Origin of the sequence: Lysobacter sp. Root916 (assembly GCF_001429785.1) — a bacterium.
Lineage (GTDB): Bacteria > Pseudomonadota > Gammaproteobacteria > Xanthomonadales > Xanthomonadaceae > Lysobacter.
Genome location: NZ_LMJF01000014.1, coordinates 12,312 through 37,668, shown reverse-complemented (window position 1 = coordinate 37,668; position 25,357 = coordinate 12,312). Strand labels below are relative to the sequence as shown.

General features: G+C 68.8%; 20 protein-coding genes. 11 read left to right on the top strand and 9 right to left on the bottom strand.

All coding sequences use genetic code 11. The annotated features are described in order from the left end of the window. Positions 1-168: 168 nt before the first annotated feature. Positions 169-606 carry a GNAT family N-acetyltransferase gene (locus ASE35_RS14970; protein ID WP_057164355.1) on the bottom strand — a complete coding sequence of 146 codons (438 nt, stop codon included), beginning with the start codon at positions 604-606 and terminating at the stop codon, positions 169-171. 13 nt (positions 607-619) lie between these two features. Then, positions 620-919: a DUF2782 domain-containing protein gene (locus tag ASE35_RS14965; protein WP_056177837.1), complete on the bottom strand. Its 300-nt coding sequence runs from the start codon at positions 917-919 to the stop codon at positions 620-622. Between the two features lie 228 nt (positions 920-1,147). On the opposite strand from ASE35_RS14965, the gene polA reads away from it, so the two are divergent. Both polA and ASE35_RS14955 read left to right on the top strand, forming a co-directional pair. Further along, the gene (gene polA / locus ASE35_RS14960) at positions 1,148-3,916 is read left to right on the top strand and encodes a DNA polymerase I (protein ID WP_056177839.1); all 2,769 of its coding nucleotides are present in this window, start codon (positions 1,148-1,150) and stop codon (positions 3,914-3,916) included. 413 nt (positions 3,917-4,329) lie between these two features. Beyond that, positions 4,330-4,824: a YetF domain-containing protein gene (locus ASE35_RS14955; RefSeq protein ID WP_056177841.1), complete on the top strand. Its 495-nt coding sequence runs from the start codon at positions 4,330-4,332 to the stop codon at positions 4,822-4,824. 84 nt (positions 4,825-4,908) lie between these two features. On the opposite strand, the gene hemF is transcribed toward ASE35_RS14955, so the two are convergent. The 4 genes from hemF to ASE35_RS14935 all read right to left on the bottom strand — a co-directional run bounded on the left by hemF (position 4,909) and on the right by ASE35_RS14935 (position 10,167). Continuing rightward, on the bottom strand, positions 4,909-5,805 hold the full coding sequence (gene hemF / locus ASE35_RS14950) for an oxygen-dependent coproporphyrinogen oxidase (protein ID WP_057164354.1): 897 nt from the start codon (positions 5,803-5,805) through the stop codon (positions 4,909-4,911). Positions 5,806-5,874: 69 nt separating this feature from the next. Beyond that, positions 5,875-6,555: a hypothetical protein gene (locus ASE35_RS14945; RefSeq protein WP_057160128.1), complete on the bottom strand. Its 681-nt coding sequence runs from the start codon at positions 6,553-6,555 to the stop codon at positions 5,875-5,877. Further along, entirely contained in the window at positions 6,552-7,676 is a 1,125-nt protein-coding gene (locus ASE35_RS14940; RefSeq protein WP_057164353.1) for a hypothetical protein, read from the bottom strand. Before ASE35_RS14940 ends, ASE35_RS14945 begins: the two co-directional genes overlap by 4 nt. 100 nt (positions 7,677-7,776) lie before the next feature. Further along, on the bottom strand, positions 7,777-10,167 hold the full coding sequence (locus ASE35_RS14935) for a S9 family peptidase (RefSeq protein WP_057164352.1): 2,391 nt from the start codon (positions 10,165-10,167) through the stop codon (positions 7,777-7,779). Positions 10,168-10,341: 174 nt separating this feature from the next. Between ASE35_RS14935 and ASE35_RS14930 the strand changes: the two genes are divergently transcribed. After that, positions 10,342-11,754 (top strand): cytochrome ubiquinol oxidase subunit I, encoded by a 1,413-nt coding sequence (locus ASE35_RS14930; protein WP_057164351.1) that lies wholly within the window; start codon positions 10,342-10,344, stop codon positions 11,752-11,754. Between the two features lie 70 nt (positions 11,755-11,824). Further along, complete coding sequence (gene cydB / locus ASE35_RS14925) at positions 11,825-12,832, top strand: cytochrome d ubiquinol oxidase subunit II (RefSeq protein WP_056177853.1); 1,008 nt, start codon at positions 11,825-11,827, stop codon at positions 12,830-12,832. A gap of 438 nt (positions 12,833-13,270) precedes the next feature. Here cydB and ASE35_RS22215 read toward each other — a convergent pair whose 3' ends face one another. Continuing rightward, positions 13,271-13,393 (bottom strand): hypothetical protein, encoded by a 123-nt coding sequence (locus ASE35_RS22215; protein WP_255357145.1) that lies wholly within the window; start codon positions 13,391-13,393, stop codon positions 13,271-13,273. 289 nt (positions 13,394-13,682) lie between these two features. Here ASE35_RS22215 and ASE35_RS14920 point away from each other — a divergent pair, with 289 nt between their 5' ends. The 4 genes from ASE35_RS14920 (at position 13,683) to ASE35_RS21275 (ending at position 18,709) form a co-directional block, all read left to right on the top strand. Then, positions 13,683-13,937, top strand: a complete 255-nt coding sequence (locus tag ASE35_RS14920; protein WP_056177855.1) for a YcgL domain-containing protein — start codon at positions 13,683-13,685, stop codon at positions 13,935-13,937. After that, positions 13,930-17,247 (top strand): ankyrin repeat domain-containing protein, encoded by a 3,318-nt coding sequence (locus ASE35_RS14915; protein WP_057164350.1) that lies wholly within the window; start codon positions 13,930-13,932, stop codon positions 17,245-17,247. The genes ASE35_RS14920 and ASE35_RS14915 overlap by 8 nt, the downstream gene beginning before the upstream one ends. Positions 17,248-17,394: 147 nt before the next feature. Beyond that, positions 17,395-18,162 carry a hypothetical protein gene (locus ASE35_RS14910; RefSeq protein ID WP_157489501.1) on the top strand — a complete coding sequence of 256 codons (768 nt, stop codon included), beginning with the start codon at positions 17,395-17,397 and terminating at the stop codon, positions 18,160-18,162. Between the two features lie 52 nt (positions 18,163-18,214). Continuing rightward, positions 18,215-18,709, top strand: a complete 495-nt coding sequence (locus tag ASE35_RS21275) for a hypothetical protein (RefSeq protein WP_157489500.1) — start codon at positions 18,215-18,217, stop codon at positions 18,707-18,709. 63 nt (positions 18,710-18,772) lie between these two features. Here the strand turns inward: ASE35_RS21275 and ASE35_RS14905 are convergent, their stop codons facing one another. Beyond that, complete coding sequence (locus tag ASE35_RS14905; protein WP_056177861.1) at positions 18,773-20,608, bottom strand: monovalent cation:proton antiporter-2 (CPA2) family protein; 1,836 nt, start codon at positions 20,606-20,608, stop codon at positions 18,773-18,775. A gap of 293 nt (positions 20,609-20,901) precedes the next feature. On the opposite strand from ASE35_RS14905, the gene ASE35_RS14900 reads away from it, so the two are divergent. Beyond that, positions 20,902-21,801: a hypothetical protein gene (locus tag ASE35_RS14900; RefSeq protein WP_157489499.1), complete on the top strand. Its 900-nt coding sequence runs from the start codon at positions 20,902-20,904 to the stop codon at positions 21,799-21,801. A 246-nt stretch (positions 21,802-22,047) separates the two neighbouring features. On the opposite strand, the gene ASE35_RS14895 is transcribed toward ASE35_RS14900, so the two are convergent. Next, the gene (locus ASE35_RS14895) at positions 22,048-22,245 is read right to left on the bottom strand and encodes a response regulator (RefSeq protein ID WP_057164347.1); all 198 of its coding nucleotides are present in this window, start codon (positions 22,243-22,245) and stop codon (positions 22,048-22,050) included. 97 nt (positions 22,246-22,342) lie between these two features. Between ASE35_RS14895 and ASE35_RS14890 the strand changes: the two genes are divergently transcribed. Continuing rightward, complete coding sequence (locus ASE35_RS14890) at positions 22,343-23,188, top strand: hypothetical protein (protein WP_057164346.1); 846 nt, start codon at positions 22,343-22,345, stop codon at positions 23,186-23,188. A 250-nt stretch (positions 23,189-23,438) separates the two neighbouring features. Further along, positions 23,439-25,244 (top strand): XVIPCD domain-containing protein, encoded by a 1,806-nt coding sequence (locus tag ASE35_RS14885; RefSeq protein ID WP_057160137.1) that lies wholly within the window; start codon positions 23,439-23,441, stop codon positions 25,242-25,244. The last annotated feature ends 113 nt before the right edge of the window (positions 25,245-25,357 follow it).

Genomic DNA, 25,357 nt, shown 5'->3' with positions numbered 1-25,357 from the left:
GCGGGCGCATGCGCGCGCTAACGCGTTGCGCGCCGCCGCCGAGCGCGGCGATCGCGCCCAGCCAACTTGCAATCGGCTTGAGCTAGGCGCGCGCCGTGGAGCCACGCAGGCCCGGAAACGCCAGGCCATGGGATGCGATGAACGCGGCGAACCGCATCGCCGCGCCGGCTACTCGCCCAGCGCGATCCCGAAATGAAAGGCTTCGATGCGCAGGCCTTCGCGCAGATAGAACGCATGCGCGTCGCGGCGCTGAGTGCCCGAATCCAACTGCAGGCGCGCGCAGCCCAGGCGCAGCGCCTCGGCCTTGAGCCAATCCAGCATGGCCTTGCCGTAGCCGCGGCTGCGCACGGTCTGGTCGGTGACCAGGTCGTCGATGTAGACGTGCAGGCCGACCGCCAGCATCTCCATCACCCGCCAGCACGCGAACGCGCGCGGCGCGCCGCCGTCGTCGAACAGCACCGTGACGCGGCAGCCCTGGGCGATCTGGCGTTGGATCTGGGCGAGGAAGCGCGCTTCGTCGAACTCCGGGCGCAGCTGCGACACCAGCGGCCAGATCGCGCGCAGTTCGTCTTCGCCGCTGAGGATGCGGATGTCATGTCCGGACATGGGGCCGCCGTGCTTACCAGCTGAACAGCTTGTACTGCACCGGCGAGATCGGACCCTCGCCCTTGCTGCTGTCCAGGGTGCCGTCGCCGTCGCTGTCGACCAGGTAATAGACCGGTCCGCGCAGCGGCGTGATCTTGACTACGCGCAGCTGGCCGGCGACGCGGTATTCCTCGACGTTGTCGCCGTCGGGGGTGGCGCGGCGGGTGACCTCGGGGTTGCTGAGGTCGGCGGTGGGGTCGCCGCCGCCCATCGTGGCGCAGCCGGCCAGGGGAGCGAGCAGCAGCAGGGCGAGCGATGCGGTGAGGGTGCGCATGGCGGTTCTCCGGAATCCAGGCCCTCAGAATACCCCCGCCCGCTGTGAAGCGGCCGCATCGAAGCAGCGGAACAAGAGCCCGCTTAAGTTACGGGGGCGGCCTTCCGGAGGAGGCCGGGGTTGTGGGATGCAATCCGAATCGCCACGAAGCGAGGATTTCCGCGCTGCTTTCCGACCCCAGCCTCCGCATTCGCGGCAGGCGCGACCGGCCGGCGTAGAATCCGGGGCATGAAACGACTCGTCCTGATCGATGGCTCCAGCTATCTCTACCGTGCCTTCCATGCGTTGCCGCCGCTGAGCAACGACGCGGGCGAACCCACCGGCGCGCTGTTCGGCGTGGTCAACATGTTGCGCGCGACCTTGAACGAACGCCCGGACTACGTGGCCTTCGTGGTCGACGCGCCCGGCAAGACCTTCCGCGACGATCTGGACCCGCAGTACAAGGCCAATCGCCCGCCGATGCCAGAGGATCTGCGCGCGCAGGTGCTGCCGATGTGCGAGATCGTCGAGGCGCTGGGCATTCCGATCCTGCGCATCGACGGCGTCGAGGCCGACGACGTGATCGGCACCCTGGCGCTGCGCGCCGCCGGCGACGGCATCGACGTCACCATCTCCACCGGCGATAAGGACTTCGCTCAGCTGGTGCGCCCGGGCGTGGCCCTGGTCAACACCATGACCGGCAGCCGCATGGACTCCGACGACAGCGTGATCGCCAAGTTCGGCGTGCGTCCGAACCAGGTCATCGACCTGCTGTCGCTGATGGGCGACAGCGTCGACAACATCCCCGGGGTCGAGAAGTGCGGCCCCAAGACCGCGGCCAAGTGGCTGGCCGAGTACGACAGCCTGGACGGCGTGATCGCGCATGCCGATCAGATCAAGGGCAAGATCGGCGAGAACCTGCGCGCGGCGCTGGCGCGGCTGCCGCTGAACCGCCAGCTGGCCACGATCAAGACCGACGTGGGCCTGGAGCGCGGCCCGACCGAGCTGGCGCTGCGCGAGCGCCACGCCGAGGACCTGCGCCGGCTGTACGCGCGCTACGGCTTCAAACAGGCGCTGCGCGAGCTCGAGGGCGCCACCGGCAACGCCGACAACGAACTTGCCGCCGACCGCGCCGGCCTGCGCGCCACCGCGGCCGGCCACGCGCGCTCGTCCGCGCCCGCCGAAGCGCCCGACGCCGCGCTGGCGGCCAAGGGCGAGTACGAGACGGTGGTCGAGCCGGCGCAACTGCAAGCCCTGGTCGCGGCCCTGCAGAACTCGCAGGAGTTCGCTTTCGACTGCGAGACCGATTCGCTGGATCCGATGCGCGCGCGCCTGGTCGGCCTGAGCTTCGCGGTCGAACCCGGCCGCGCCTGGTACATCCCGCTGGGCCACGACTACCCGGGCGTGCCGGCGCAGCTGGCCATGGACGCGGTGTTGGGCGCGCTGCGCCCGGTGTTCGCCGATCCGGCCCGGCGCAAGCTGGGCCAGCACGGCAAGTACGATCTGCACGTGCTGCGCCGCCACGGCGTCGAGGTGGCCGGTTACGCCGACGACACCATGCTGGAGAGCTTCGTCTACAACGCCACCGGCAGCCGCCACGACATGGATTCGCTGGCCAAGCGTTACCTGGGCTACGACACCATCAAGTACTCGGACGTGACCGGCAAGGGCGCCAAGGCGATCTCGTTCTCGCAGGTCGCCCTGGACGACGCCACCCGCTACGCCGCCGAGGACGCCGACGTGACCCTGCGCCTGCACCGCGTGCTGGGCCCCAAGCTCGCGGCCGAGCCGGCGCTGGAGCGCGTCTACCGCGAGATCGAGATCCCGCTGGTGCCGGTGCTGGAGCGCATCGAGGCCAACGGCGTGATGATCGACGCCGACGAGCTGCGCCGGCAGTCGCAGGACTTGGGCAAGCGCATGCTCGCGGCCCAGCAGAAGGCCACCGAGCTGGCCGGGCGCACCTTCAACCTGGATTCGCCCAAGCAGCTGCAGGCGCTGCTGTTCGACGAGCTCAAGCTGCCGGCGCTGATCAAGACGCCCACCGGCCAGCCCAGCACCAACGAGGAAGCGCTGGAGGCGATCGCCGACCAGCACGAGCTGCCGCGCATCATCCTGGAGTACCGCGGCCTGGCCAAGCTGCGCAGCACCTACACCGACAAGCTGTCGGAGATCGTCAATCCCGACACCGGCCGCGTCCACACCAGCTACCACCAGGCCGGCGCCGCGACCGGGCGCCTGGCCTCCAGCGATCCCAACCTGCAGAACATTCCGATCCGCACCGAGGACGGCCGCCGCATCCGCCGCGCCTTCGTCGCGCCGGCGGGCTGCAAGCTGGTGGCCTGCGACTATTCGCAGATCGAGCTGCGGATCATGGCCCACCTGTCCGAGGACGAGGGCCTGCTGCGCGCGTTCGCGTCCGGCGCCGACATCCACCGCGCCACCGCCGCGGAAGTGTTCGGCAAGGCCATGGACGAGGTCAGCGGCAACGAGCGCCGCGCCGCCAAGGCGATCAACTTCGGCCTGATGTACGGCATGAGCGCGTTCGGCCTGGCGCGCCAGCTCGGCATCGGCCGTGGCGAGGCCCAGGATTACATCGCGCTCTACTTCAGCCGCTACCCCGGCGTGCGCGACTTCATGGAGCGCACCCGCCAGGACGCGCGCGAGCGGGGCTACGTCGAGACCGTATTCGGCCGTCGCCTGTACCTGGAGAACATCAAGGCCTCCAACCAGGGCCTGCGCGCGGGCGCCGAGCGCGCCGCGATCAACGCGCCCATGCAGGGCACCGCCGCCGACATCATCAAGCGCGCCATGATCGCCATCGACGCCTGGCTGGCCGGGCAGGGCGGTCAGGCCCGGATGATCCTGCAGGTGCACGACGAACTGGTATTCGAGGTCCAGGCCGGGTTCGTGGACACCCTGCTCGCCCAGGCCGGGGCGATGATGTCCGGGGCAGCCGAACTAAAGGTGCCGCTCGTCGTCGACAGCGGGGTCGGTGATAATTGGGACGAAGCGCATTAATAATCGGGAAAGCCCGTCGTTGCTGGGTTTGGCAGAATGAATCGGTCCTGAATCCAACAAATTATTAACTTCGATCTTCACGAACTATCCATGTGCCAGGTGGTCATATAGGTCGCGACAGATGCAACGTCTGTCGCTGATCTCTCCCTCCCCTGGAGTGATCCCGGAGCGAAGGCCCCTCCCCAGGTCCCGCTCCACCAGCCCCGCCGGCCCCCCCTGCCTGCGGGGCTTTTTATTTGTGCCGTCAGAACCGCGGCGCCCCGCATGCGATCCGATGGCCGGCGCCGACCGCGTCGCGCCTTGCCCGCGGTCGTGCATGTCGCCGGCCCCGGTCCGCGCGCGGGCCATACGCGTTGCGCACGCGGACCGGCCACAATCCCCGCCAACGCCATCGCCCAGCAGGAGCCGCCTCCATGTCCGACGCCTTCGATCTGTCGATGCCGTGGTGGCAATACGTACTGCGCGCCTGCGTCGTCTACTTCGTGCTGCTGGCGATGATCCGTCTGTCGGGCAAGCGCACGATGGGGCAGTTCACCTCGTTCGACATGCTGCTGATCGTGCTGCTGGGCAACGCGGTACAGAACGCGCTGCTGGGCACCGACACCACCGTCGGCGGCGGCCTGATCCTGGCCGCGACGCTGATGCTGTTGAACTGGGGCGTCGGCTACCTGACCTCGCGCAGCGATCGCTTCGAACGCGCGCTGGAAGGCGTGCCGGTGGTGCTGGCGCGCGACGGCCACGTCTACCGCGAGGTATTGCGGCGCGAACTGGTCAGCCGCGCCGATTTCCACAAGGCCATGCGCGAGAACGACTGCGCCGAGGTCGACGAGATCGGCCTGGCGATGCTGGAAACCAATGGCCACATCACGATTTTGAGTCGCGAGAAGGGGCACGCGCCGCCGCGGTGAAGAGCGAGAAGCGAGCGTAGAGGAGTGAGCAGTGAGTAAGGGCGGCTTTCGCTCTCTTCTCACTCCTCTACGCTCGCTCCTGCTTCAAAGCCAGTCGCGCGGCACCAGGTACTGCGCCAGGCGCGCCTCGGCGCTGTCCGGCTCCGGCGCGTAGCCGTACTCCCAGCGCACCAGCGGCGGCAGGCTCATCAGGATCGACTCGGTGCGCCCGCCCGACTGCAGGCCGAACAGGGTGCCGCGGTCCAGGACCAGGTTGAATTCGACGTAGCGGCCGCGCCGATAGAGCTGGAACTGGCGCTCGCGGTCGCCGTAGGGCGTGTCGCGGCGGCGCTCGACCAGGGGCAGGTAGGCGTCGAGGAAACCGTCGCCGACCGCGCGCTGATAGGCGAAGTCGCGCTCGAAGTCCTCGTGCAGGTCGTCGAAGAACAGGCCGCCGACGCCGCGGGTCTCGTTGCGGTGCTTGAGGAAGAAGTATTCGTCGCACCAGCGCTTGTGCGCGGGGTAGCGCTGTTCGCCGTAGGGCGCGCACAGCGCCTGCGCGGTGCGGTGCCAGTGCTGCACGTCTTCGTCGAAGGGATAGAACGGGGTCAGGTCGAAGCCGCCGCCGAACCACCAGGCCACGGTTTCGCCGTCGCGCACCGCGCGGAAGTGGCGCACGTTGGCGTGGGTGGTGGGCAGGTAGGGGTTGTGCGGGTGGAACACCAGCGACACCCCGACCGCGCGCCAGGACGCGCCGGCCAGTTCCGGGCGCGCCGCGGTCGCCGACGGCGGCAGTTGGGTGCCGGAGACGTCGGAGAAGCCGATCCCGGCCTGTTCGAACACCTTGCCGCCGCGCAGGATGCGGGTGCGTCCGCCGCCGCCCTCGGCGCGTTGCCAGACGTCCTCGACGAAGCGCGCGCCGCCGTCGGCCTGTTCGATGGCGGCGCAGATGCGGTCCTGCAGGCCGGTGAGATAGTCGCGTACTCGTTCGAAATCGCTCATGGCGCGCATTCTACCGGGCCGCGTGCGCGCGCTCGACGCCGCCCGGCGAAGCGCCCGGCGCGGTACGGCTCAGGGCTGGGCGGTGGGCGCGACCGAGATGACGAAGTCGGAACCGCCGTTGGCCGCGGGCTGGTGCTTGACCGTCAGCGCGATCTGGGTGCCGCAGCCCTTGAGCAGCCAGCGCTCGGTGGCGCCGGTGCCGGCCTTGGCGGTTTCCAGCACGCTGCCTTCGATGCTGTCGAACTCCGGGCAGCCGTTGGCCGCGCTGCCGGCCACGATGGCCTGCTTGTAGATGTCGAAGCGCAGCTCCTGCGAGGTGCGGGTGTCGCCGCTGAACGGAATCGGCAGGCCGCTGATGAAGGTCGACAGCGCCGCCGAACAGGCCTCGGCGGGATTGGCCTCGATGCCCGGCTTCAGGCTTTTGTCGAACTGCTTGCGGAAGTTGCTGCGCTGCGCGGCGGCGCTGCCGCCCAGGTCCGGGTAGCGAGTGAGCGCGGCGACCTGTCCGGTGGCGATGGAGACTTCGCGCGGCGTGCGCCATTGCAAGTAAGCCGTCTGCAGCTGATCGATGCCGGCATAGCCCTTGGCGCGACACTCGGCGACGATGGCCTCGCGCATCAGCGAGGTGGTGAAGTTGCGCAGCGCGATCTGCTCCTGGTAGCCGGGCTTGGCGGCGCGACCGTCCTGGGCGATGGCCAAGGCGGGAAGCAACAGAGCGCTGAGCGCGCAGCGGAACAGACGGTTCTTCATGGCGATTCTTTCCGGATCGCGGGCGATGCTAGCACCGCGCTATCCGCATTGGTCTGCGCGGCGGCTGCGTTTTCGACCTGCATCAGGCTGCGCGCGCTGGCGACCAAGACCAGCCATGGGACCAGCAGGCCCAGGACGCTCCACCAATATTGCATTATCGCGTCGCCGAACCAGGCCCAGGCCGTAAAGGCGCTGGGCCGGGCGACCAGATGCGTGTCGAGCATATGTGCGATCGAGGGAAGAAAGAAGGTCGCGTCCAAAGCGACGGCGAGCAGCGGCGGCGCGAGGACGAACACGAGCAGGCCCGCGACCAGCCACTGCACCGCGAACCCGCGCCGCAGACGGACCCAGCGCAGCGCGTCGCGCAGGTTCGCCGGCATCCGCGCCCAGCGCGTATGCCGCAACCACAGCAGTACCCCGACCGTCAGCACGACCGATTGCAGCAACCAGCCGACCAGCGCTGCCGGCCAGTCCAAGGCCGGCAATGCCGATACCAAGGCCGCCTCGGCGTGCATGGCCATGGCCGCCAGAAAGCCGCAGGCTATGGCCGCGCCGATCACCGGCCACCCGGGCCAACCGGGTCGCCAGGCCAGCGGCGGCGCTGCGCGCGCGATGATGTCGCGGCGCAGACAAAACAGCGGGAAGGACAACATGTAAGCAATGGGCAGCAGCAGGATGGCCAAGAGGTCATCGGTGTGCAGGAGCATCGACAACAGCATCGCCACCCCGAGCACGGCCGCCAGCCCCAGGATCCACAGCACCAGCATCGGCAAGGTACGCAGGCACCAGCGCAGCGAGGCGCGCGCAGCTTCATCGCGATCGAGCCAGTGCAGCACCAGCAGCCAAACCAAGGCCAGGGCCGCGACTGCGACGAAGGCGCTCAGCGCCAGCGTCAGCCAGGGCGGCCATGCGGACAGCGAAAGCAACCGCGCCACGGCCCGGCCGGGCATGTCCATCAGCGCGAGCGCTTGCCGGCGTACCGGTTCGTCCAGCAGCGCATAGCCCAATCGCGGCAGCGACAGGCACAGCGCGGCCCACGCGCCCGCAAGCGCGGCCCAGGCCGCGCTACGGCCGGCGCGCCAGGAGGATGAGCCGGATGGGATGGCGTCGGTATCGATCATGGTGGCGACGATATCGATTTCGCGCCTGCCGTACGAGAGCCGGTACTCGGCACCGGCCGGCCGGAGCGCACAGTGTTGGCCGTGCGCTCCGTATGCCGTCTTACTTGAGATTGCGCTCGAACAACTCGTAGATCCGCCGGTACTCGTCGTACCAGCTGTCCGGATGGGTGAAGCCGTGGCGCTCCATCGGGTAGGGCGCCAGTTCCCACTTGTCCTTGCGCAGCTCGATCAGGCGTTGCGACAGCATCACCGAGTCCTTGAAGAACACGTTGTCGTCGATCATGCCGTGCGCGATCAGCAGGTGATCCTGCAAGCCTTGCGCGTACTCGATCGGCGAGGACTTCTTGTAGGCCTCCGGATCCAGCTCGGGCGTGTTGAGGATGTTGGAGGTGTACTCGTGGTTGTACTGCGACCAGTCGGTGACCGGGCGCAGCGCGGCGCCGGCCTTGAACTTGCCGGGTTCGCGGAACAGCGCCATGAAGGTCATGAAGCCGCCGTAGGAGCCGCCGTAGATGCCGGCGCGATCGCCGTCGCCCTGCTTGTTCGCGATCAGCCAGTCGCGGCCGTCCAGGTAGTCCTCGAGCTCCGGATGGCCCATCTGGCGGTAGATCGCGGTGCGCCAGTCGCGGCCCAGGCCGGCGCTGGCGCGGTAGTCCAGGTCCAGCACCACATAGCCCTGCTGCACCAGCAGGTTGTGGAACATCTGCTCGCGGAAGTAGTTCGGGTAACGCTCGGTGACGTTCTGCAGGTAGCCGGCGCCGTGCACGAACATCACGATCGGGTACTTCTTGCCCGGCTCGTAGTTCTTCGGCCCGTAGAACTTGCCCCAGATCGTGCCGGCGCCGTGCTTGGACGGCACCTGCACGTACTCGGGCTGGATCCACTCGCGGTTCTTGAATTCGGGCTTGCGGGTGTCGGTGAGCCGGGTCAGGCCTTCGCCGTCGCTGCCGATCACCGCCAGCTGCGCGGGCATGTAGCTGGACGAGTAGCGCAGCAGCAGGCGCTTGCCGTCGGGCGAGAGGGTGAAATCCTCGATGCCGTTCAGGGCGGTGACTTCGCGCACCGCGCCGCCGCTGCGGTCGACCGCACAGACTTCGTAGTCGCCGGGCCACTTGCGGTTGCAGACGAAGTAGAAGCTGCGGCCGTCGGCGCTTACTTGCGGCGAGGACACTTCCCAGCGTCCGGAGGTGAGCGCGCGTCCGGCGCCGTTGCCTTCGCCTACATAAAGATGGGCGTAGCCGCTCTGCTCGGAGACCCACCACAACGCAGCCGCGCCGTTGCCGGTGGCCGGCAGCCAACCGAAGTCGCTGGTGTTCCAGCCGACCCAGGCGGGGTCGTTGCTGCGGTTGCGCACCACCAGCGCGGCCTGGGCCAGATCCACCGTGGTCAGCCAGCGGTCCTTGTTGTCGATCGCGCGCACCAGCACCGCGACCTGGCGGCCGTCGTCGCTCCAGCGGATCGCCGGGCCGCTGCCGTCTCCGTCGGTTTCGACGCGCACGGCGCGGTCGCCCTTGAGCGGATCCTTCTTGGCGGCCTTGCGCATCGCCGCCAGCGGATCCTCGCCGATGCCGGGCAGGCGGTCGAACTTGAGTTCGGTGGCTTTGCCGGCGGCCACGTCGATCAGCCACAGCTTCTGCGGCAGCGGCGCGTTGCGGCCGACGCGGGTGCGCACTTCCTCGAATTCCTCGTAACCCGATTCGGTCACGTACTTGGGCATCTTGCCGCCCTGGCCGGCGTCGGCGCCCTTGGCCTGGGTGACGGCGAGCATCCAGCGGCCGTCGGGCGACAGCGCGCTATCGGAGATCTCGACATCGCTGCCCAGATAGACAGGCGCCGGCGCACGGCTGTTGTCGGCGCGCCGCCAGACTTCGTCCTGCTCGCGCGCGGCCTCGCGCTTGTCGCGATCGTCCTTGAGCGTGCGGATGGTCGCCAGCTGACGCTCGCGCAAGTCGTCGGCCTTGGGCGGCTTGGCCGGGTCGTTCTCGGCCTTGAGTTGCGCGGCCTGGCTCACGCCCTGGCCCGCGCGCCACGCATACCAATTGTTGTCGACGCGGAACACGAGCTGGCCGTCGTGGCTCCACTGCGGGCGCGATTCCTTGTCGTTGCTGCGCGTGACCTGGGTCAGCGCGCCGCTGCGCAGATCGCGCACGAACACATCGCCGTTGCGCACATAGGCCATGCGCGCGTGCTGCGCGTCGTAGACCGGCTGCGCGGCGTCGAGATCGGCACGCGCGGCGCCGTCGATCTTGGCAGCCACCGCGTTCGCGCCGGTGCCTTGCTGCCAGGTGTCCCGTACCGTCGCGCCCTCGCGTTTGAGCTGGTACTGCACGCGCTGCCCATCCCAGGCCCACCAGGCCTGTTCGACCGGCGGCCCGATCCAGTCGGGATCGGCCATGGTCTGGGCGAGCGTGATCGGCGTTTGGGCATGGACGCTGGGGGCCAGCAACAGCACGGCCAGCGACAGGGTCAGAGCGTTCGGAACTAGGCGCATCGGCGGACCTGGTTGGAAGTCTAGGGTGGGCAAATTGACGCAGGTTAGCAGCCTCAATGGTTTGCGTGATTGGGCCATGGGTCACGGTGCTTTACCGGCCCGATGACGCGGCGCACAATGGCCTTGCGAATCTGAAGCCCCGTTGCAATTGCGGGACATGACAGGAGTCGTGCCGTGGATGCTCTGATGCTGTCGCGTATCCAGTTCGGGTTCGTGATTTCGTTCCACATCCTGTTCCCAGCCTTCACGATCGGACTGGCGAGCTGGCTCGCGTTCCTGGAATGGCGCTGGCTGCGCACGCGCGACACCGTCTGGCGCGACCTGTTCTTCTTCTGGACCAAGATCTTCGCCGTGTCCTTCGGCATGGGCGTGGTGTCCGGCATCGTCATGAGCTTCCAGTTCGGCACCAATTGGGCCGTGCTGAGCGAGCAAGCCGGCAATATCCTCGGCCCGCTGCTGTCCTACGAAGTGCTCACCGCCTTTTTCCTGGAAGCGACCTTCCTGGGCGTGATGCTGTTCGGCTGGAATCGGGTCGAGGAGAAGATGCATTTCCTTGCGACCTGCATGGTCGCGCTGGGCACCTTGATCTCCACGTTCTGGATCATCTCGGCCAACAGCTGGATGCAGACGCCGGCCGGTTACAAGATCGTCGAGGGCGTGTTCGAACCCGACAGCTGGTGGGCGATCGTTTTCAATCCGTCCTTCCCCTACCGCCTCGCGCACATGGTGCTGGCGGCGTTCATCACCACCTGCTTCCTGATCGGCGGCGTCAGCGCGGGTTATCTGCGCCGCGGCGTGCACGTCGATGCCGCTAAGCGCATGTTGAAGGCGGCGGTGGTGTTCGCCGCGATCACGGTGCCGACCCAGGTCTACGTGGGCGATCTGCACGGCCTCAACGCGCGCGAGCATCAGCCGATCAAGGTCGCGGCGATGGAAGCGCATTGGGAGGCCAAGCCCCAGGGCGAGGGCGTGCCGCTGGTGTTGTTCGCGGTGCCCAACGAGCGTGCCGAGCGTAACGACTACGAAATCGCGATCCCCAAACTCGGCAGCCTGATCCTCACCCACACCCTGGACGGCGAGATCCAGCCGCTGAAGTCGGTGCCGCCGGAGGAACGTCCGCCGGTGAAGCCGGTGTTCTACGCCTTCCGCATCATGGTCGGCCTGGGCGTGGCCATGCTGCTGCTGGTGCTGGCCTCGCTGTGGGCGTGGAAGCGCAAGCAGCTCTACGAAGGCCGCGGCTTCGGTCGCTGGGTCTTGAACGGCTGGCGCGCGATGACCCTGAGCGGCTTCGTGGCGATCCTGGCCGGCTGGTACGTGGTCGAGATCGGGCGCCAGCCGTACGTGATCTACGGCTTGTTGCGCACGGCCGATGCGGTCAGCGCGATCAATGCGGGCAGCGTGTTGACCTCGTTGATCGTATTCGCGGTGGTCTACCTGACCGTGTTCGGCGCGGGCATCGGTTATCTGGTCAAGTTGATTCGCAAGGGGCCGCATCCACACGAGCCCGCGCCGCGCCAAGGCCAGGGCGAGAAGACCCCGGCGCGGCCGTTGTCGGTGCCGGACGAGCCGTCCGAAAGCAAGGCGTGATCGCCAGCGCGCAGCATGCGCGCTTCATGAAGTCCCGCCGCGGCGGGAGCGACGCAGAAGGTGGTGGACGATGGAATACTGGCTGCCAATCGTATGGTTCGGCGTGATCGGTTTCGGCGTGCTGATGTACGTGCTGCTGGACGGCTTCGTGCTCGGTCTGGGCATCCTGGCGCCGTTCGCCGAGGACGAGGGCCAGCTCGATCACATGATGAACACCGCCGCGCCGATCTGGGACGGCAACGAGACCTGGCTGGTGCTGGGCGGGGCGGGTTTGCTGGCGGCGTTTCCGAAGGCATACGCGGTGGTGCTGTCGGCGTTGTATCTGCCGGTGTTGCTGATGCTGATCGCGCTGGTGTTCCGCGGCGTGGCGTTCGAGTTCCGTTTCAAGGCGCAGCGCGCCAAGCCGGCCTGGGGCGCGGCGTTCGCGCTGGGGTCGCTGCTGTGCGCATTCGCGCAAGGCGTGATCCTGGGCGCGCTGGTGGAGGGCATGCCGCTGCAGGGCGGCAAGTACATCGGCGGTGCGTTCGAGTGGTTCAGTCCGTTTTCGATGCTGACCGGCGCGGCGGTGGTGTTCGGCTATGCGTTGCTGGGTTCGACCTGGCTGATCCTCAAGACCGAGGGGCGCATGCAGGAGGTCGCGCGCACGCTCACGCGGCCGTTGGTGCTGGTGGTGGTGGTGTTCATGGGGCTGGTCAGCGCGTGGTTGCCGTTCCTGGACTCGCGGATCATGGCGCGCTGGTTCGAGGGCGCGAATTTCCTGTGGTTGTCGCCGGTGCCGCTGTTGGTGTTGGCCAATGCGTTCGCGCTGTGGCGCGCGGCGATGCGCGAGGGGCGCGATGTGGCGCCGTTCGTGTTGACGCTGTGTTTCTTCGTGCTCGGTTTCGCGGGGTTGGTGCTGGGTATTTGGCCGAACATCGTGCCGCCGGGTTTGACGATCTGGGAGGCGGCGTCGCCGCCTTCGTCGCAGGGCTTCGTCTTGGTGGGGCTGGTGGTGTTGTTGCCGGCGATCCTGGGCTACACGTATTGGTCGTATAGCGTGTTCAAGGGGAAGATCGCGGCGGATGCGGGGTATCACTGAGTCCTTGGCTTGTTTATGGCCGGCTGCATCCGACTGGTGCGCGGGATTGGCGCTGACTCATCATCGGCTTTCGTCTGTTGCGCATGCGAGTTGCTTTCTCTCGCTTCTGGCTCCCTCCTTCGAAGAGGGTGAAGCCCCGCGGCTTACGAACCGCAGGTTCGTGCACGGCTGAACGTCAGCAGGCCCTTGCTGCTAGCTCCCTCCTTCCTGCTGCGCATGCGGGTCACTTTCTCTTGCTAGCCCAAGAGTCCGTCTGGATTCCCTTCGGTCAAAAGTAACCAAAGAGAAGGGCTAGCGTGACCAACCCTCCCCTGCGAGTTCGGGGCTTTCGCCGGGATTTTTCGAATGGACATCCCTGTCCATTCGAAAAACGGCGCGCGTCCTGCGCGCCGCCCTTCGGGTCTACGGTTGGTCGTGTGAGTGCGCTGCTTTTGGACTTCAATGCCGCAGCAACAGCAACAGCAACGGCAACTGCAACTGCAACGGCAACTGCAACTGCAACTGCAACTGCAACTGCAACTGCAACTGCACCAGCACCAGCACCGGCAACAGCAACAGCAACGGCGGCAGCAGGCGTCACCACAGCCGCGGCGACGGGCGGGCTGGAGGGGGCGCTAGAGAGCTGAGGGGCCGGCGGCGCGGTTGGCTTGAAAGGGGAGGGGCCGGGTCTCCCGAGCGGCCGGGCAGGCCGTCACCCGGACGTGAGCTGCGTCACGCCGGCCCGCCCGCTAGCAGCCGCTCCCGCGCCTGACGCTGAACGTCAGAGTTCGCGTGACGCGGATGGGCAGGTATGCTGTGCGTCACATAAACCCGCACCGAAAATCCGACCGGGAGCCGAGCCGTCCAGCGCATGCAAGCCTACGTCTACAAGAGCCTTCGCAAGGACGAAACCTACGTCTTCCTGGCCGCGCGCGACGACTTCGAGCGCGTGCCGGAACCGCTGCGCGCCCAGTTGGGCGCGCTGCAGTTCGTGCTTGAGGTGGCGTTGACGCCCGAGCGCCAGCTGGCCCGGGGCGACAGCGCGGTGGTGCGCGAGAACCTGGCCAGTCGTGGGTTCCATATCCAGTTCCCGCCGCGACACGACGAAGTGCGGTCCGATGCCTGAGCGCCGCAGTCCCTGGTCCGACCCCAAGCATGCCCGGCTGCGACTGGCCGCGACCGCGGCGGCGGGGCTGGTATTGGCGCTGCTGACCGGCTTTGGCGGCGTCGTCGCCGCGCTGGCCGGCACCCTCGCGCAGCCGGCCTACGCGCTGGCGGCGCGGTTCTGGCGCGACGACGCCGAGCAGCCGCGCCCGGTCTGGCTGCGCGATGGTGGCACCCTGGTGCTGTTGTGGGGCGCGGGCGTGGCCGCCCTGGCCCTGGTCGTGGCCTGGCCACTGTCCTCGCTGCTGCAGACCGGCTCGCTGATGGCGGCGCTGGGCCTGAGCATGGTCGGCGGCATCGCCCTGCTGGGCCTGTGGCGGGTCTGGCCGCTGTGGCATGAACTCGAACGCGACGGCGGTGGCCTGCGCGAGTACTGGCAGGCGCTGAGCGAACTCGAACTCGGGGCCTGGCGCGGGCTGGGCGTGGCCGCGATCGTTTCGGCGCTGGCCGCGGCGGTGGTGGCGCTGGCCTGGCCGAACCTGCTGTCGCAGGGCGGGCGCTGGGGTCTGGCGATCGCGCTGGCGCTGGGCTCGCCGCTGCTGCACTGGCTGCTGCAGGGGATCGAAGCGGCGGACCCGCTGCCGGGGCTGGATTTCGTCGCCGACGACGAGCCGCTGGATATCGCGCAGGCGCCGCTGCTCAGCGGCGAGCCGCTGGAGCCGGCGCTGTACGCGGCCGCGCGCGGCGGCCGGGTCGAACGCGCGTTGGAACTGATCGAGCTGGGCGCCGACGTCAACGCCGCGCCGCCCACCGACGAACGCGACCAGCGCAGCCTGGCGGTGCTGGCCGCGGTGCTGCCGGACTTGCGCCTGTTGCGCGCGCTGATCGCCCACGGCGTCGACCTCAACGCCGCCACCGCCGGCATGACGCCGTTGCTGGCCGCGACCCGCGACAGCTGGCACGGCCGCCCCGACGCGGTCATGACCCTGCTGGCCAACGGCGCCGACCCGCGCCTGGCCGACGGCGACGGCAACACCCCGCTGCATCACGCCGCGCGTAGCTCCGACCCCGGCGTGGCCGCGCTGCTGCGCGACGCCCAGGCCGAGCTGGATCCGCTCAACCGCGACGGCCAATCGCCGTTGGGCGTGGCCTGCGCGAGCGGCAACTGGCGCCTGGCCAAGTTCCTGCTCGAACGCGGCGCGCGTCCCGAGCCCGCCGGCGGTCAGCCCGTGCTGTTGGCCGCGGCCGGCACCGAGGAAGACGACCCGGCCGGCGTCAGTCTGCTGCTCAAGCAGAAGGCCAAGATCGACGCGCGCGACGCGCACGGCCGTAGTGCCCTGCACGAAGCCGCCTACGCTGGCCATCTGGATATCGTGACCGTGCTGTTGGCCGCGGGCGCCGATCCGAACGCGATCGACGCGCGCAGCCGTACACCGCTGCTGGAAGCCGCGCGTGGCGCGCGCCTGGGCGTGCTCGACCGCCTGCTCGAACACCTGCCGCGCGGCGGCGCCGCCGAGGCGGCGATGACCGACGCCGAGGGCCGCAACGCACTGGCCCTGGCCTGCATGGCCGACAACGCCACGCCGCAACTGGTGCAGCGCCTGCTCGACCTGGGCGTGGACCCGGAACAGCGCGACGCGATCGGCAAGCGCGCGGTGGATCGCGCCGCCGAGGCCGGCCGCTGGTCGCTGGTGGCCGCGCTGGATCGCGCCTATCCCTTGCCGGCCGCGGTCAGCGACGACGACGGCGGCGACGCGCCGTTGCCCGACCGCATGCCCGCCAGCCTGCTGCGCGACGGCCTGCGCGAAGGCCGCGCCGCCGAGCTCGGTGGCCTGGCCAAGCTGCTCACGCCGGCCGAGTTGGGCGCGCAGCTGCACGACGAAGACAACGCACTTTCGCCCGAGCGCATCGCCTGGCTGCTGTCGCAAGGCGCCGACGCCGAAACCCGCGACGCCCACGGCGACACCCCGATGTTCGCCCTGCTGGGCCGCGGCCCAACCGCGGTGCCGGCCTTGCAGGCGCTGCTGCGGCGCGGCGTTTCGCCGGCCGGCGCCGGCGGTCTGGCGCGCTTTCTCGCCGCCTGCGCCAGCGCCGAACAGGCCGCGCGCGGGCTGGAGCAGTTCGCGCTGGACCTGATCGAACGCGGCGCCGATCCGTTCGCGCATTCGCGCAACGGCGACCCGACCCTCGCGCTGTCGGTGCGTCTGGGCTGGACGCGTCTGGTCGACCGCCTGGTCGCGATCGGCGTGGCCCTGGACACCCGCGACAGCCACGGCATGAGCGCGCTGCACCTGGCCGCCGCGCTCGGTCGCGAGACCATGCTCAAGCGCCTGGTCGCGCAGGGCGCTTCGCCCGATCTGCTGGCCGCCGACGGCCAGACCCCGCTGGGCGTGGCGCTGTCGTCCGGCCGCCGCGACCTCGCCGACTGGCTGGATTGGCGCGGCTGGCCGCTGCCCAAGCGCCCGCTGCAGGCCTACGACGTGCCGGCCGCCGCGATCGTCGGCGATGCCGATGCGGTGCGTCGCCTGCTCGACCTCGGCCTGGCGGTGGACGCGCTCGATCGCCAGGGCTGTAGCGCGCTGCTGCGCGCGGCCGGCGGGGGCCATCGCGCCGTGGTCGACCTGCTGCTGGCGCGCGGCGCCGATCCGCAGCTGCCCGCGCATTCCGGCGCGACCCCGCTCTCGGCCGCGGTCAGCATGCGCCACGGCGACATCGTCGATCGCCTGGTCTCGGCCGGCGCTTCGCTGGAACAGCGTCTGCCGGGCGGCCTGACCGTGCTGATGGTGGCTTGCGCGCTGGGCCTGACCGATCTGGCCGCGCGCCTGCTCGCCGCCGGCGCCGACGTCCACGCGCAAGACGCACAAGGGCGCATGGCCCTGCATTGCGCGGCGATGTACGGCTTCACCGCCCGCGAGCGCAGCCGCCTGGTGGCGCTGTTCGACACCTTGCTGCTGGCCGGCGTCGACGCCGACGAGTCCGCCGCCGGCGCCACCCCGCTGCTGCTACTGCTGGGCGCGCGCGCCGAGCCGGGCACCGCCGCCGACGAGGAAGTGCTGGTCGCCGGCCTCGATCTGCTGCTGGATCACGACGCCGCGCTCGACGCCCAGGACCCGCGCGGCTTCGGCCCGCTGCATCTGGCCGCTTTGCACGGTCTGCTGCGTGTGGTCCAGCGCCTGCTGCGCGCGGGCGCCGACCCGGACCTGCGCGATGCCCTCAACCGCACCCCGCGCGAGATCGCGGTGATGCGCGGCTTCGTCGATATCGCGGCCGAATTCGCCCCGCCCGCACCGGGCAACGGCGTGTCGATGGCGCGTTTCCTGCGCGAGCGTTGAGCGCCTCCCACTGCAAGAAAGTGGATTGAAGGTGTAAGGACTGTGAGCTTCTAAAAGCGAGCGTTGACGCGCTCGCTTTTTTGCTTGTACAAACGCAAGCAATGGCGGAGCAAAGCGCGCCATTGCAACCACATGGAGTGAGTGGCGGTGGGAAAGAAGGCGATCTTGGTTATTGCCATGTTTGCGCTGGCGGCGGGTGGCTTCCTGGCGCTGCGACAAGTCGGTGGCGTCCGGCCGAATGCGGGGCTTAGCCCTTGGGAAAATCCAGCTTCCGTTTTCCGGGAGCCAGCGAACAATAGTTCCGCAGGCAGCGATCAGGTGGCGCGCTGGGCGAAGCAGCACTACGTCTTCGACAAACGGCAATCGAGCGAAAGCATCAAGGTTGGCGATGTGTTCTTGGGCGTGGAAACGCAGGAACAGGCGGATTGGTTGAACCGCAATATGTTTCCAACGCAAGAGCAACGACTGGCGATGAGCGCTCGCGACGGAAACATCGTTATGCCGAAAGATCTCGTTCCCAAGTCCGTGCAAGACCTGTTGGATGCGGAACATGTCGCGCATCTAAATGCAGCGAGTCGGGCCGATGCCAAGGCCGTATTGAATCACGGTGCCATGATGGGCTCGGTATATGCCCTGCACGCGCTAGCAAGCGTCTCAGAGAATCAGGGCGAGCACACGTTGGCAGCTGCCTATCGTCGTGCGGCCTATCTAAGGGGCGACTGGATGCCTGGATTTTCAGCGATTCCCAGCCAGAACAGCCCGATGCAGATCACGGCAACGGATGCATTGGGATATCAGATCGTAGTGAATGCGAATGCTTGGAGAGCCGCGCGCGGGCTGCCGCCGTTGAAGCCGGATGTTCGTCCGGGTTTGAACGAGACTATAAAGCGCCTTTCCGAGATGAAGTGGCAGTAAGCAGTACCCGCACCCCGTAAATGGGAGGCTTCCATCCAGTCAAGGAGAGGTTATGAAAGCGCGTGGGGGAATGTTGTTGTTCTTTGTTTCGTTGGCAGCTATTGCCGGTGCCTGTGTATATGCCCGGGCTCAGGTGCCCGCCACGATTAGTGTTTCAGCCTGGCAAAGTTTGAGCGGGGAGCGTACTTGGCGTGCCGTTGCGGAGGGGGTGGAGAAGTTTGGGGACTTATTCAAGGATGTAGAGGGGCCCGTTTCGGTCTACATCAAATACCCCCATTTGCCGCAGGCAATTTTGACCGAAATGGGGCCTAAGACTTGCGGCGAGACATTGAAAGATCGGGCTAATCGCACAGCGGATGCTGCTGCCCTGGCAAGCACAGGGGGAGGTGGCGGCGGTATTGATGGCGGTGGCGAGTTCGGCGGCGTTGGAGACGACCCTTGGGGGAATTGCTTTTCCCAGCCTGGCGGCGGCGGCTGCGTATCGGTAGGCGGCGGCGAGTACCACTGCGAAGCGCGAACTACCGAGCTGGTTTGTCCCGGCGCCTAAGCTGAAGGATCGAGCCGCAAGCACATCGCCCCGAGGTCGGGACGATGTCGTTTTTATGCTCGCCTAATGCAACGACCGCTGCGCGGCCGCGTCGGCGTCGGCGGTGATCTCGCCCAGGAGGCCTTCGCCCTGGTCGGCCTCGAACAGTTCCTCCAGCTCCTTGCGCGCGTCCTTGGCCGATTGCAGCAGCGCGGCCTCGTCGTCGTGGACCAGGTACTGGGCGTTGAGCATGCGCTCGTCGTGTTCGCGGAAACGCTCGGTGTGATCGCGCGCGACTTCCGGCGCCACGCCCAATGAGGTCAGCACGTGTTCGCCCAGCTTGAGGCTGGAATGGAAGGTCTCGCGGATCGGTTCGGCGCCCAGGTCCATCAGCTGCCAGGCATGCCGGCGATCGCGTGCGCGCGCGAACACCTTGGCGCGCGGGTACAGACGGCGCAGGGTACGCACGGTGCGGATGTTGCCGTCGTGGTCGTCGATGGCGATCACGAACACATCGACCTGGGCGGCGCCGGCAGAACGCAGCAGCTCCGGGCGCGCCGGGTCGCCGTAATAGACCATGTTGCCGAAGCGGCGCATGAAGTCGACCTGGTCGGCGCTGTTCTCGATCGCGATGAACGGCACTTTGTGGGCCAGCAGCAGGCGCGCCACGATCTGGCCGAAGCGGCCCATGCCCGCGATCAGGACCTTGGGGTGGTTGTCGGGAATCTGGTCGAATTCGCGCTTGGGCTTGGCCTTGGGCGCGGCCGACAAGGCGCGCGAGATCGCGATCAGCAGCAACGGCGTCAACGCCATCGACACGCCGACCGCGGCGATCAAACGGTCGCGCGAAGGGTCGTCGAGCAGACCGGCGTTGACCGCTTCGTTGAACACGATGAAGGCGAACTCGCCGCCTAGCGACATCACCGCGGCCAGTTGCACCGATTCGCGACGGTCCAGGCCGCCCGGGTGCAGGCCGACGCCGAACAGCAGGGCGAACTTGACCAGCATCAGCACCGCCACCATCGCCGCGATCATCGCCGGCTCGGAGACCACGCGCTGCAGGTCGATGCTCATGCCCACGGCCATGAAGAACAGACCCAGCAGCAGGCCCTTGAACGGGTCGATCTGCGATTCGAGCTCGTGGCGGAATTCCGAATCGGCCAGCAGCACACCGGCGATGAAGGCACCCAGGCCCGCGGACAGGCCGGCGATCTGCATCACCCAGGCCGCGCCCAGCACCGTCAACAGCGCCGCGCCGGTGAACACTTCCGGCATCTGGGTGCGCGCGACGATCCGGAACACGTGCCGCAGCAACACGCGGCCGCCGAAAATCACCGCACCGATCGCGCCGACCGCCTTGGCGATCGCGACCCATTCCATGCCGCCGCCCTGGACCGACGCGGCCTTGCCCAGCAGCGGAATCGCCGCCAGCAGCGGGATCGCGGCCAGGTCCTGGAACAGCAGGATCGCGAACGCGAGCCGGCCGTAGTCGCTGGTCAGTTCCTTGCGCTCGGACATCAGCTGCAGGCAGACCGCGGTCGAGGACAGGGCCAGGCCCACGCCCACCACCACCGCCGCCTTCCAGCCCAGGCCGCCGCCGAACATCGCGATCGCGCCCAGGGCCAGGCCGCTGAGCAGCACCTGCAGGCCGCCGGCGCCGAACACCGGCTTGCGCATCACCCGCAGACGCGAGGGCGACAGCTCCAGGCCGATCACGAACAACATCATCACCACGCCGATTTCCGACGCGGCCAGCACCGGTTCGGCGTTGCGGATCACCTTGACCCCGTAGGGGCCCAGCACCACGCCGGCGGCCAGGTAGCCCAGCACCGCGCCCAGTCCGAACTTGCGGAACACCGGCACCGCGATCACCGCGGCCAGCAGGAAGACCAGCGCAAGTTCCAGACCGCCGCTATGCATGCATCACCCTCGTCGCCCGCCAGATCGCCGCCATCCGCGACGCCTTCATCTTACCGACCGCGGCGGACGCGGTGGTGGCGCGTGGACGGGAAACAGCTTCCGCTCCAGCGGTCCAATCGGCGCGCCGCGATGGCGCGTCGCAGCAGGCTCGCGTCCGCGCGTTCTTGCGGCGAAACGGTGAACCCGATGCGCTAGAGGCCGCCCAGGCATTGCTAAGCTCACAAGGCGCGCGGCCGCCACGGGCAGGAGCCCGGGCCGCGACGCATCCACGCTACATCCACAGGAGCTACACGATGCAAGGAAACTCCCTCCGGCGGACCGCGCTCGCGCTGTCCGCCCTGAGCCTGGCCGCGTCGGCCTGGGCCCAATCCCCACCGGCACCGCCCAAACCGCCGGTGGACTCGATCATGACCACGCGCGTCGACAGCGAGATCGCGATCGACCCCAGCGGCGCCCTGATCGACTACCGCAGCGAGACCCCGCTGCCCGACGACGTCAAGACCAGCCTGGAACGCCAGGTGCGCGCCTGGCGCTTCGAGCCGGTGCTGGTGCAGGGCAAGCCGGTCACCGCCAAGGCGCGCATGCGCGTGACCCTGGCCGCGCGCCAACTCGGCGAGGAGCGCTACGCGGTCACCGTCGACAACGTGACCTTCCCGGCCACCGGCTACGGCGTACTGCCCGATGCGCCGCCGGCCGTCGTCACGATCAGCAGCCGCAAGATCGTGGCGCCGTCCTATCCCGAAGGTCTGGCGCGCGCACGCGTGGGCGGTGTGGTGCTGCTTTACCTGCGCCTGTCCGCGGACGGTCGCGTGCTCGAAGCGGCGCCGGTGCAGACCAGCCTGCTCAACGTCTACGGCAGCGACAAGGCCCTGGCCAAGGGCGTGGCGGCGCTGGAGCAGGCCACCGCGCGGGCCGCGCGCAGCTGGCAGTTCAACGTGCAGTTGCACACCGACCATCCCAGCGCGCGCGATCTCACCGTGAGCATGCCGGTGGAGTTCCAGGCCCCGGGCATGCGCGAGACCCGTCCGGGCCAGTGGCGCACCGAAGTGCGCGGCGCGCGCCGCGAACCGGCCTGGCTGCAAAGCGACACCGGCAATCAGCGCATCGGCGTATCCGATGTCGATGCCGGCGACGTGGTGCCCTTGGCCAGTGCGATCAAGCTGGCCAGCGAAGTGAAGGGCGTCGCGCTGTAAGCCATTGCGGCCGCCGGGCAGTGCGCCCGGCGGCCGTTTTCATGCGGCGGTGGCGGCCCGGCGACACGGGGATTTTCAATCCCCTGCTCCGCGACCGATCAACCCCGCCAGTCGCGGCAGGCCATGAGGGCGCGCGCGGACCCGCGCCTTAGCGTGCCGCGGGCTGCTGCTGGGTCACGCAATGCACCATGCCGCCCCATCGCGCGCGGTCAGGAACAGCGCCGGGGTGGCGATACCGCGCTCGCGTCATTGCCGCAGCACGGTCAGCGTATCGCCATCGGGCAGTCCGCGATCGAGCACGAAGGCGTCGTAGGCGTGGGAGCGCACGAAGGACTCCGCGGGCGCCAGATCCGCAACCTCGTCCACCGCATGCCCATGCGCGCGCAGGCGGCCGGCGACGGTTGCGCGCAGATCGGCTTGGTCTTCGAGTACGAGCAATCGCATGCGCGCAGCTCACCGCCGCCGCCGCGATCGCCGCGCTGTCCGCCGCCGCCGTGCTATTACGTGCGCCTAATTGGGACAGCCGCAAAGGACAGCCTCGATGAGCGCCACGCACGCCTTGCGCCGCCGCCTGCGCGCGCTCGCGCTGACGGCCGGATGGATCGCCGCCGGCGCCGCCGAGGCCCAGACCGGCTCCGGCTATTTCCGTTACGGCGACGCACGCCTGAGCCTGGCGCATGCGATCGCGGTGATCGAGGAGCCGTCCGATCAGGCCGAGGAGCGCCGCACCCTGGTGTTCCTCAGCGCCAAGCCGCTGGACGCGGCCGCGGTCGCCGCCGCGTTCGACGCCATGGACGCGGTGCGCGAACAGGCGCCCGCGGGCGGCTACGTGCGCCTGTGCATCGCCGCCGACGGCAGCGAGTGCGGTTTGTTCTATTCGCCCGAAGGCTTCAACAGCGGCGGCTACGGCGAACTCGCTCTGCAACGCAACGAGGCCGTGCGCATCGCCGGCCGCTGGCAGCTGGCCGAGGGCGATTTCCTCGGCACGCCCTACGATTTCGATCTGCGCTTCGACACGCCGATCGCGCCCGCGCCCGGCAGCGCCTTGCCGGCCGGCGGCGGCGCGCCCGGCGCGGCCTACAACGCCTGGCTGGACGCCCTGGCCAAAGGCGACGTCGCCGCCCTGCGCCGCATGGGCGGCGAGGACGCGCGCTGGCGCTTCCCCGAGGACGATGCCGGCACGGTCAAGGAATCGCTGAAGTCCCTGCGCGACGGCGAGCCGTTGCAGGCGCGGATCGCGCGCGGCCGCCAGCACGGCGACCAGGCCGTGCTCTGGGTCGAGGGCGTGGATCGCGACGACATCCGCAGCCGCGGCCGCGTGCTGATGCGCCGCACCGCCGCCGGCTGGCAGCACGCCGAATCCGACCTCAGCAGCGTCGACGAGTAGGGCGGCCACGCCCCGATACGTCGGCCCAGGCCGGCGCCAGGCCCGACGTCGCCCCGCCCCGTGGGCGTTTTCCTTTCCGGACCGGATCGGCCGGATGCGGCGAACCCGCCCGGACCGCCCGGGCGCCCACCACACGCCCCCGAATTGCCCCGGTCATTCGACGGGCGCATGATTCAGCTTCGACCCTGGGCCGGAGTGCCCGAGGGTTGGTTCACCAGGAGCTAGTTCACCGGACAAGGAGTAAGTGCTAATGAATGCAGTAGTCGATTCGATTTCGGACGACAGCGGCACACGCGGCGGCAACGCCACGGTGGCCCGTCGTTGGTACGCGGGACAGGGTGCGCCGCAGGACCGCGCCCTCAACTACACGGCGCTGCTGCCCGCCGACGACGAATGGTCGCGCGATACCGTGCTGCGTGCGGTCGTCGCCGACGCCTTGCAGCGCAACGGCCAGGTCGTGGACGAGGACACCCTCGAAGCCACGGTGGCCTCGGTCTCGGGGCCTGGCGGCGCGCTCGCCCAGACCGCCCTGACCTGGAAGCTGTACCCCGGCGAGACCCGCGCCGACGGCCGCGTGTCACCGCCGTTCCACGGTTACGCGGTGGAATTGCCGGCCACCCTGCAGACCTCGCTGGTCGGTTACGCCAAGAGCTGGTCGGCGCAACGCGACGCCAGCCCCGACGCGCCCGTCGATAAGCCGCTGGCCGAGCTCCAGCAGCTCGCCCAAAGCGGTGGGCACGCCGACGTCGCCCAGACCTTGGCCGCGCTGGAAGCCGCGATCAAGGCCGGCACCGCCGCCAGCCAGGCCGGACAGCCGGTGGACGCGGTGGCGATGGCGGCGGTGCTGCAGTTCGCCACCAGCACCGGGCGCGAACGCGAGGCGGCCAAGATCCTGGAGCGCTACAGCGCGATCAAGGGCGTGGCCAACGACGCCAAGGCCATCGGCCAGGACGCCGAGCGTGTGTTCAACGGCCGCGATCCGATCACCCGCAAGCCGCTGGACACCGACCGCCGCGTCGATGCCGCGTTCGACCTGCTCGGCAACGGCTTCAAGCTGGCCGGCGACGTCGGCCAGACCGCGCTGCTGCTGGGCGCGCGCAACTCCGGCCTGGTCGGCGGCCTGATCGGCGTCGCCCCCGTGGGCGTGGCCATCGTCGCCTTCGCCGCCGGCGCGTATCAATTGATCAAGCACATCCGCGAAGAGATCCTCGCGCCACGCTGGGACGAGTTCCGCGAACGCTTCCCGTTCGCCGAAGGCCTGGAGCCGCGCAAGGCGATCAGCGGCGTGATGCGCCAGATCTCGGGCATGCCCACCGACGCCGGCAACGCCCTGTCCACCGCCACCCGCGTGCTCGATGCGATGGGCGAAAACCCGGAAACGCGCGAGCGCTTCCTGGCCTTCCTCAAGCAGAAGGTGCAGCCCGAGTCGCTGGTCGACATCCTCGCCTCCGGCCAGGGCCTGGAGCGCCTGAGCGCGCAGCAGGCGGTCGATCTGGCCAAGGCCGCGAAGGGTTCGTCCAAGGAGTTCCTGGAACTGGAGCTGCAGGACGTCAAACGCTACGTGCGCGATCGCGACGGCGACCGCGAGCGCGGCACCTACCTGTTGCCCGCGGCCCAGCAGGAAGCGGCCAACCGCAACACCAACAAGGTCGGCGGCGCGGTCGATGAAGGCCTGCGCGTGGCCGGCGTGCTGACCAGCGGCGCGAACGCTTTGAACGGCATGTACAAGGACATGCTGGACAAGCTCAAGGGCGTCGATCCCGCGCAGGTCAAGCTCAACCCGCAACAGCAGCAGAACCTGGCCGCCGCGCTGGTGCCGGCCACCCGCGACGGCGGCCTGACCCAGGTCGATCACCTGTTCGCCAGCAAGGACGGCAGCAAGCTGTTCGCGGTCCAGGGCGATCCGGCCTCGGCCAACCGGCGCATGGTCTCGATCGACGTCGCGGCCGGCTCCAGCCAAAGCCTGGAAGTGAGCAGCCAGCTCGCCGCGCGCAACATGGCGGCCGGCGAAACCACCGCGCAGCAGACCACGCAGGGCGGCGGTCGCGGGCTGTAAGCGCGACGATCGGGCAATACGACGACGGCCCCGCACACGCGGGGCCGTTTTCTTTGTGGGGCAGGCATCAGATACGAAAACGCCCCGCGGTGCGGGGCGTTTCGTTGACGGTT

Coding starts and splice junctions, on each gene's coding strand:
- ASE35_RS14970 (WP_057164355.1), bottom strand. CDS start 606: ATGTCCGGACATGACATCCGCATCCTCAGCGGCGAAGACGAACTGCGC.
- ASE35_RS14965 (WP_056177837.1), bottom strand. CDS start 919: ATGCGCACCCTCACCGCATCGCTCGCCCTGCTGCTGCTCGCTCCCCTG.
- polA (WP_056177839.1), top strand. CDS start 1,148: ATGAAACGACTCGTCCTGATCGATGGCTCCAGCTATCTCTACCGTGCC.
- ASE35_RS14955 (WP_056177841.1), top strand. CDS start 4,330: ATGTCCGACGCCTTCGATCTGTCGATGCCGTGGTGGCAATACGTACTG.
- hemF (WP_057164354.1), bottom strand. CDS start 5,805: ATGAGCGATTTCGAACGAGTACGCGACTATCTCACCGGCCTGCAGGAC.
- ASE35_RS14945 (WP_057160128.1), bottom strand. CDS start 6,555: ATGAAGAACCGTCTGTTCCGCTGCGCGCTCAGCGCTCTGTTGCTTCCC.
- ASE35_RS14940 (WP_057164353.1), bottom strand. CDS start 7,676: ATGATCGATACCGACGCCATCCCATCCGGCTCATCCTCCTGGCGCGCC.
- ASE35_RS14935 (WP_057164352.1), bottom strand. CDS start 10,167: ATGCGCCTAGTTCCGAACGCTCTGACCCTGTCGCTGGCCGTGCTGTTG.
- cydB (WP_056177853.1), top strand. CDS start 11,825: ATGGAATACTGGCTGCCAATCGTATGGTTCGGCGTGATCGGTTTCGGC.
- ASE35_RS14920 (WP_056177855.1), top strand. CDS start 13,683: ATGCAAGCCTACGTCTACAAGAGCCTTCGCAAGGACGAAACCTACGTC.
- ASE35_RS14915 (WP_057164350.1), top strand. CDS start 13,930: ATGCCTGAGCGCCGCAGTCCCTGGTCCGACCCCAAGCATGCCCGGCTG.
- ASE35_RS21275 (WP_157489500.1), top strand. CDS start 18,215: ATGAAAGCGCGTGGGGGAATGTTGTTGTTCTTTGTTTCGTTGGCAGCT.
- ASE35_RS14905 (WP_056177861.1), bottom strand. CDS start 20,608: ATGCATAGCGGCGGTCTGGAACTTGCGCTGGTCTTCCTGCTGGCCGCG.
- ASE35_RS14900 (WP_157489499.1), top strand. CDS start 20,902: ATGCAAGGAAACTCCCTCCGGCGGACCGCGCTCGCGCTGTCCGCCCTG.
- ASE35_RS14895 (WP_057164347.1), bottom strand. CDS start 22,245: ATGCGATTGCTCGTACTCGAAGACCAAGCCGATCTGCGCGCAACCGTC.
- ASE35_RS14890 (WP_057164346.1), top strand. CDS start 22,343: ATGAGCGCCACGCACGCCTTGCGCCGCCGCCTGCGCGCGCTCGCGCTG.
- ASE35_RS14885 (WP_057160137.1), top strand. CDS start 23,439: ATGAATGCAGTAGTCGATTCGATTTCGGACGACAGCGGCACACGCGGC.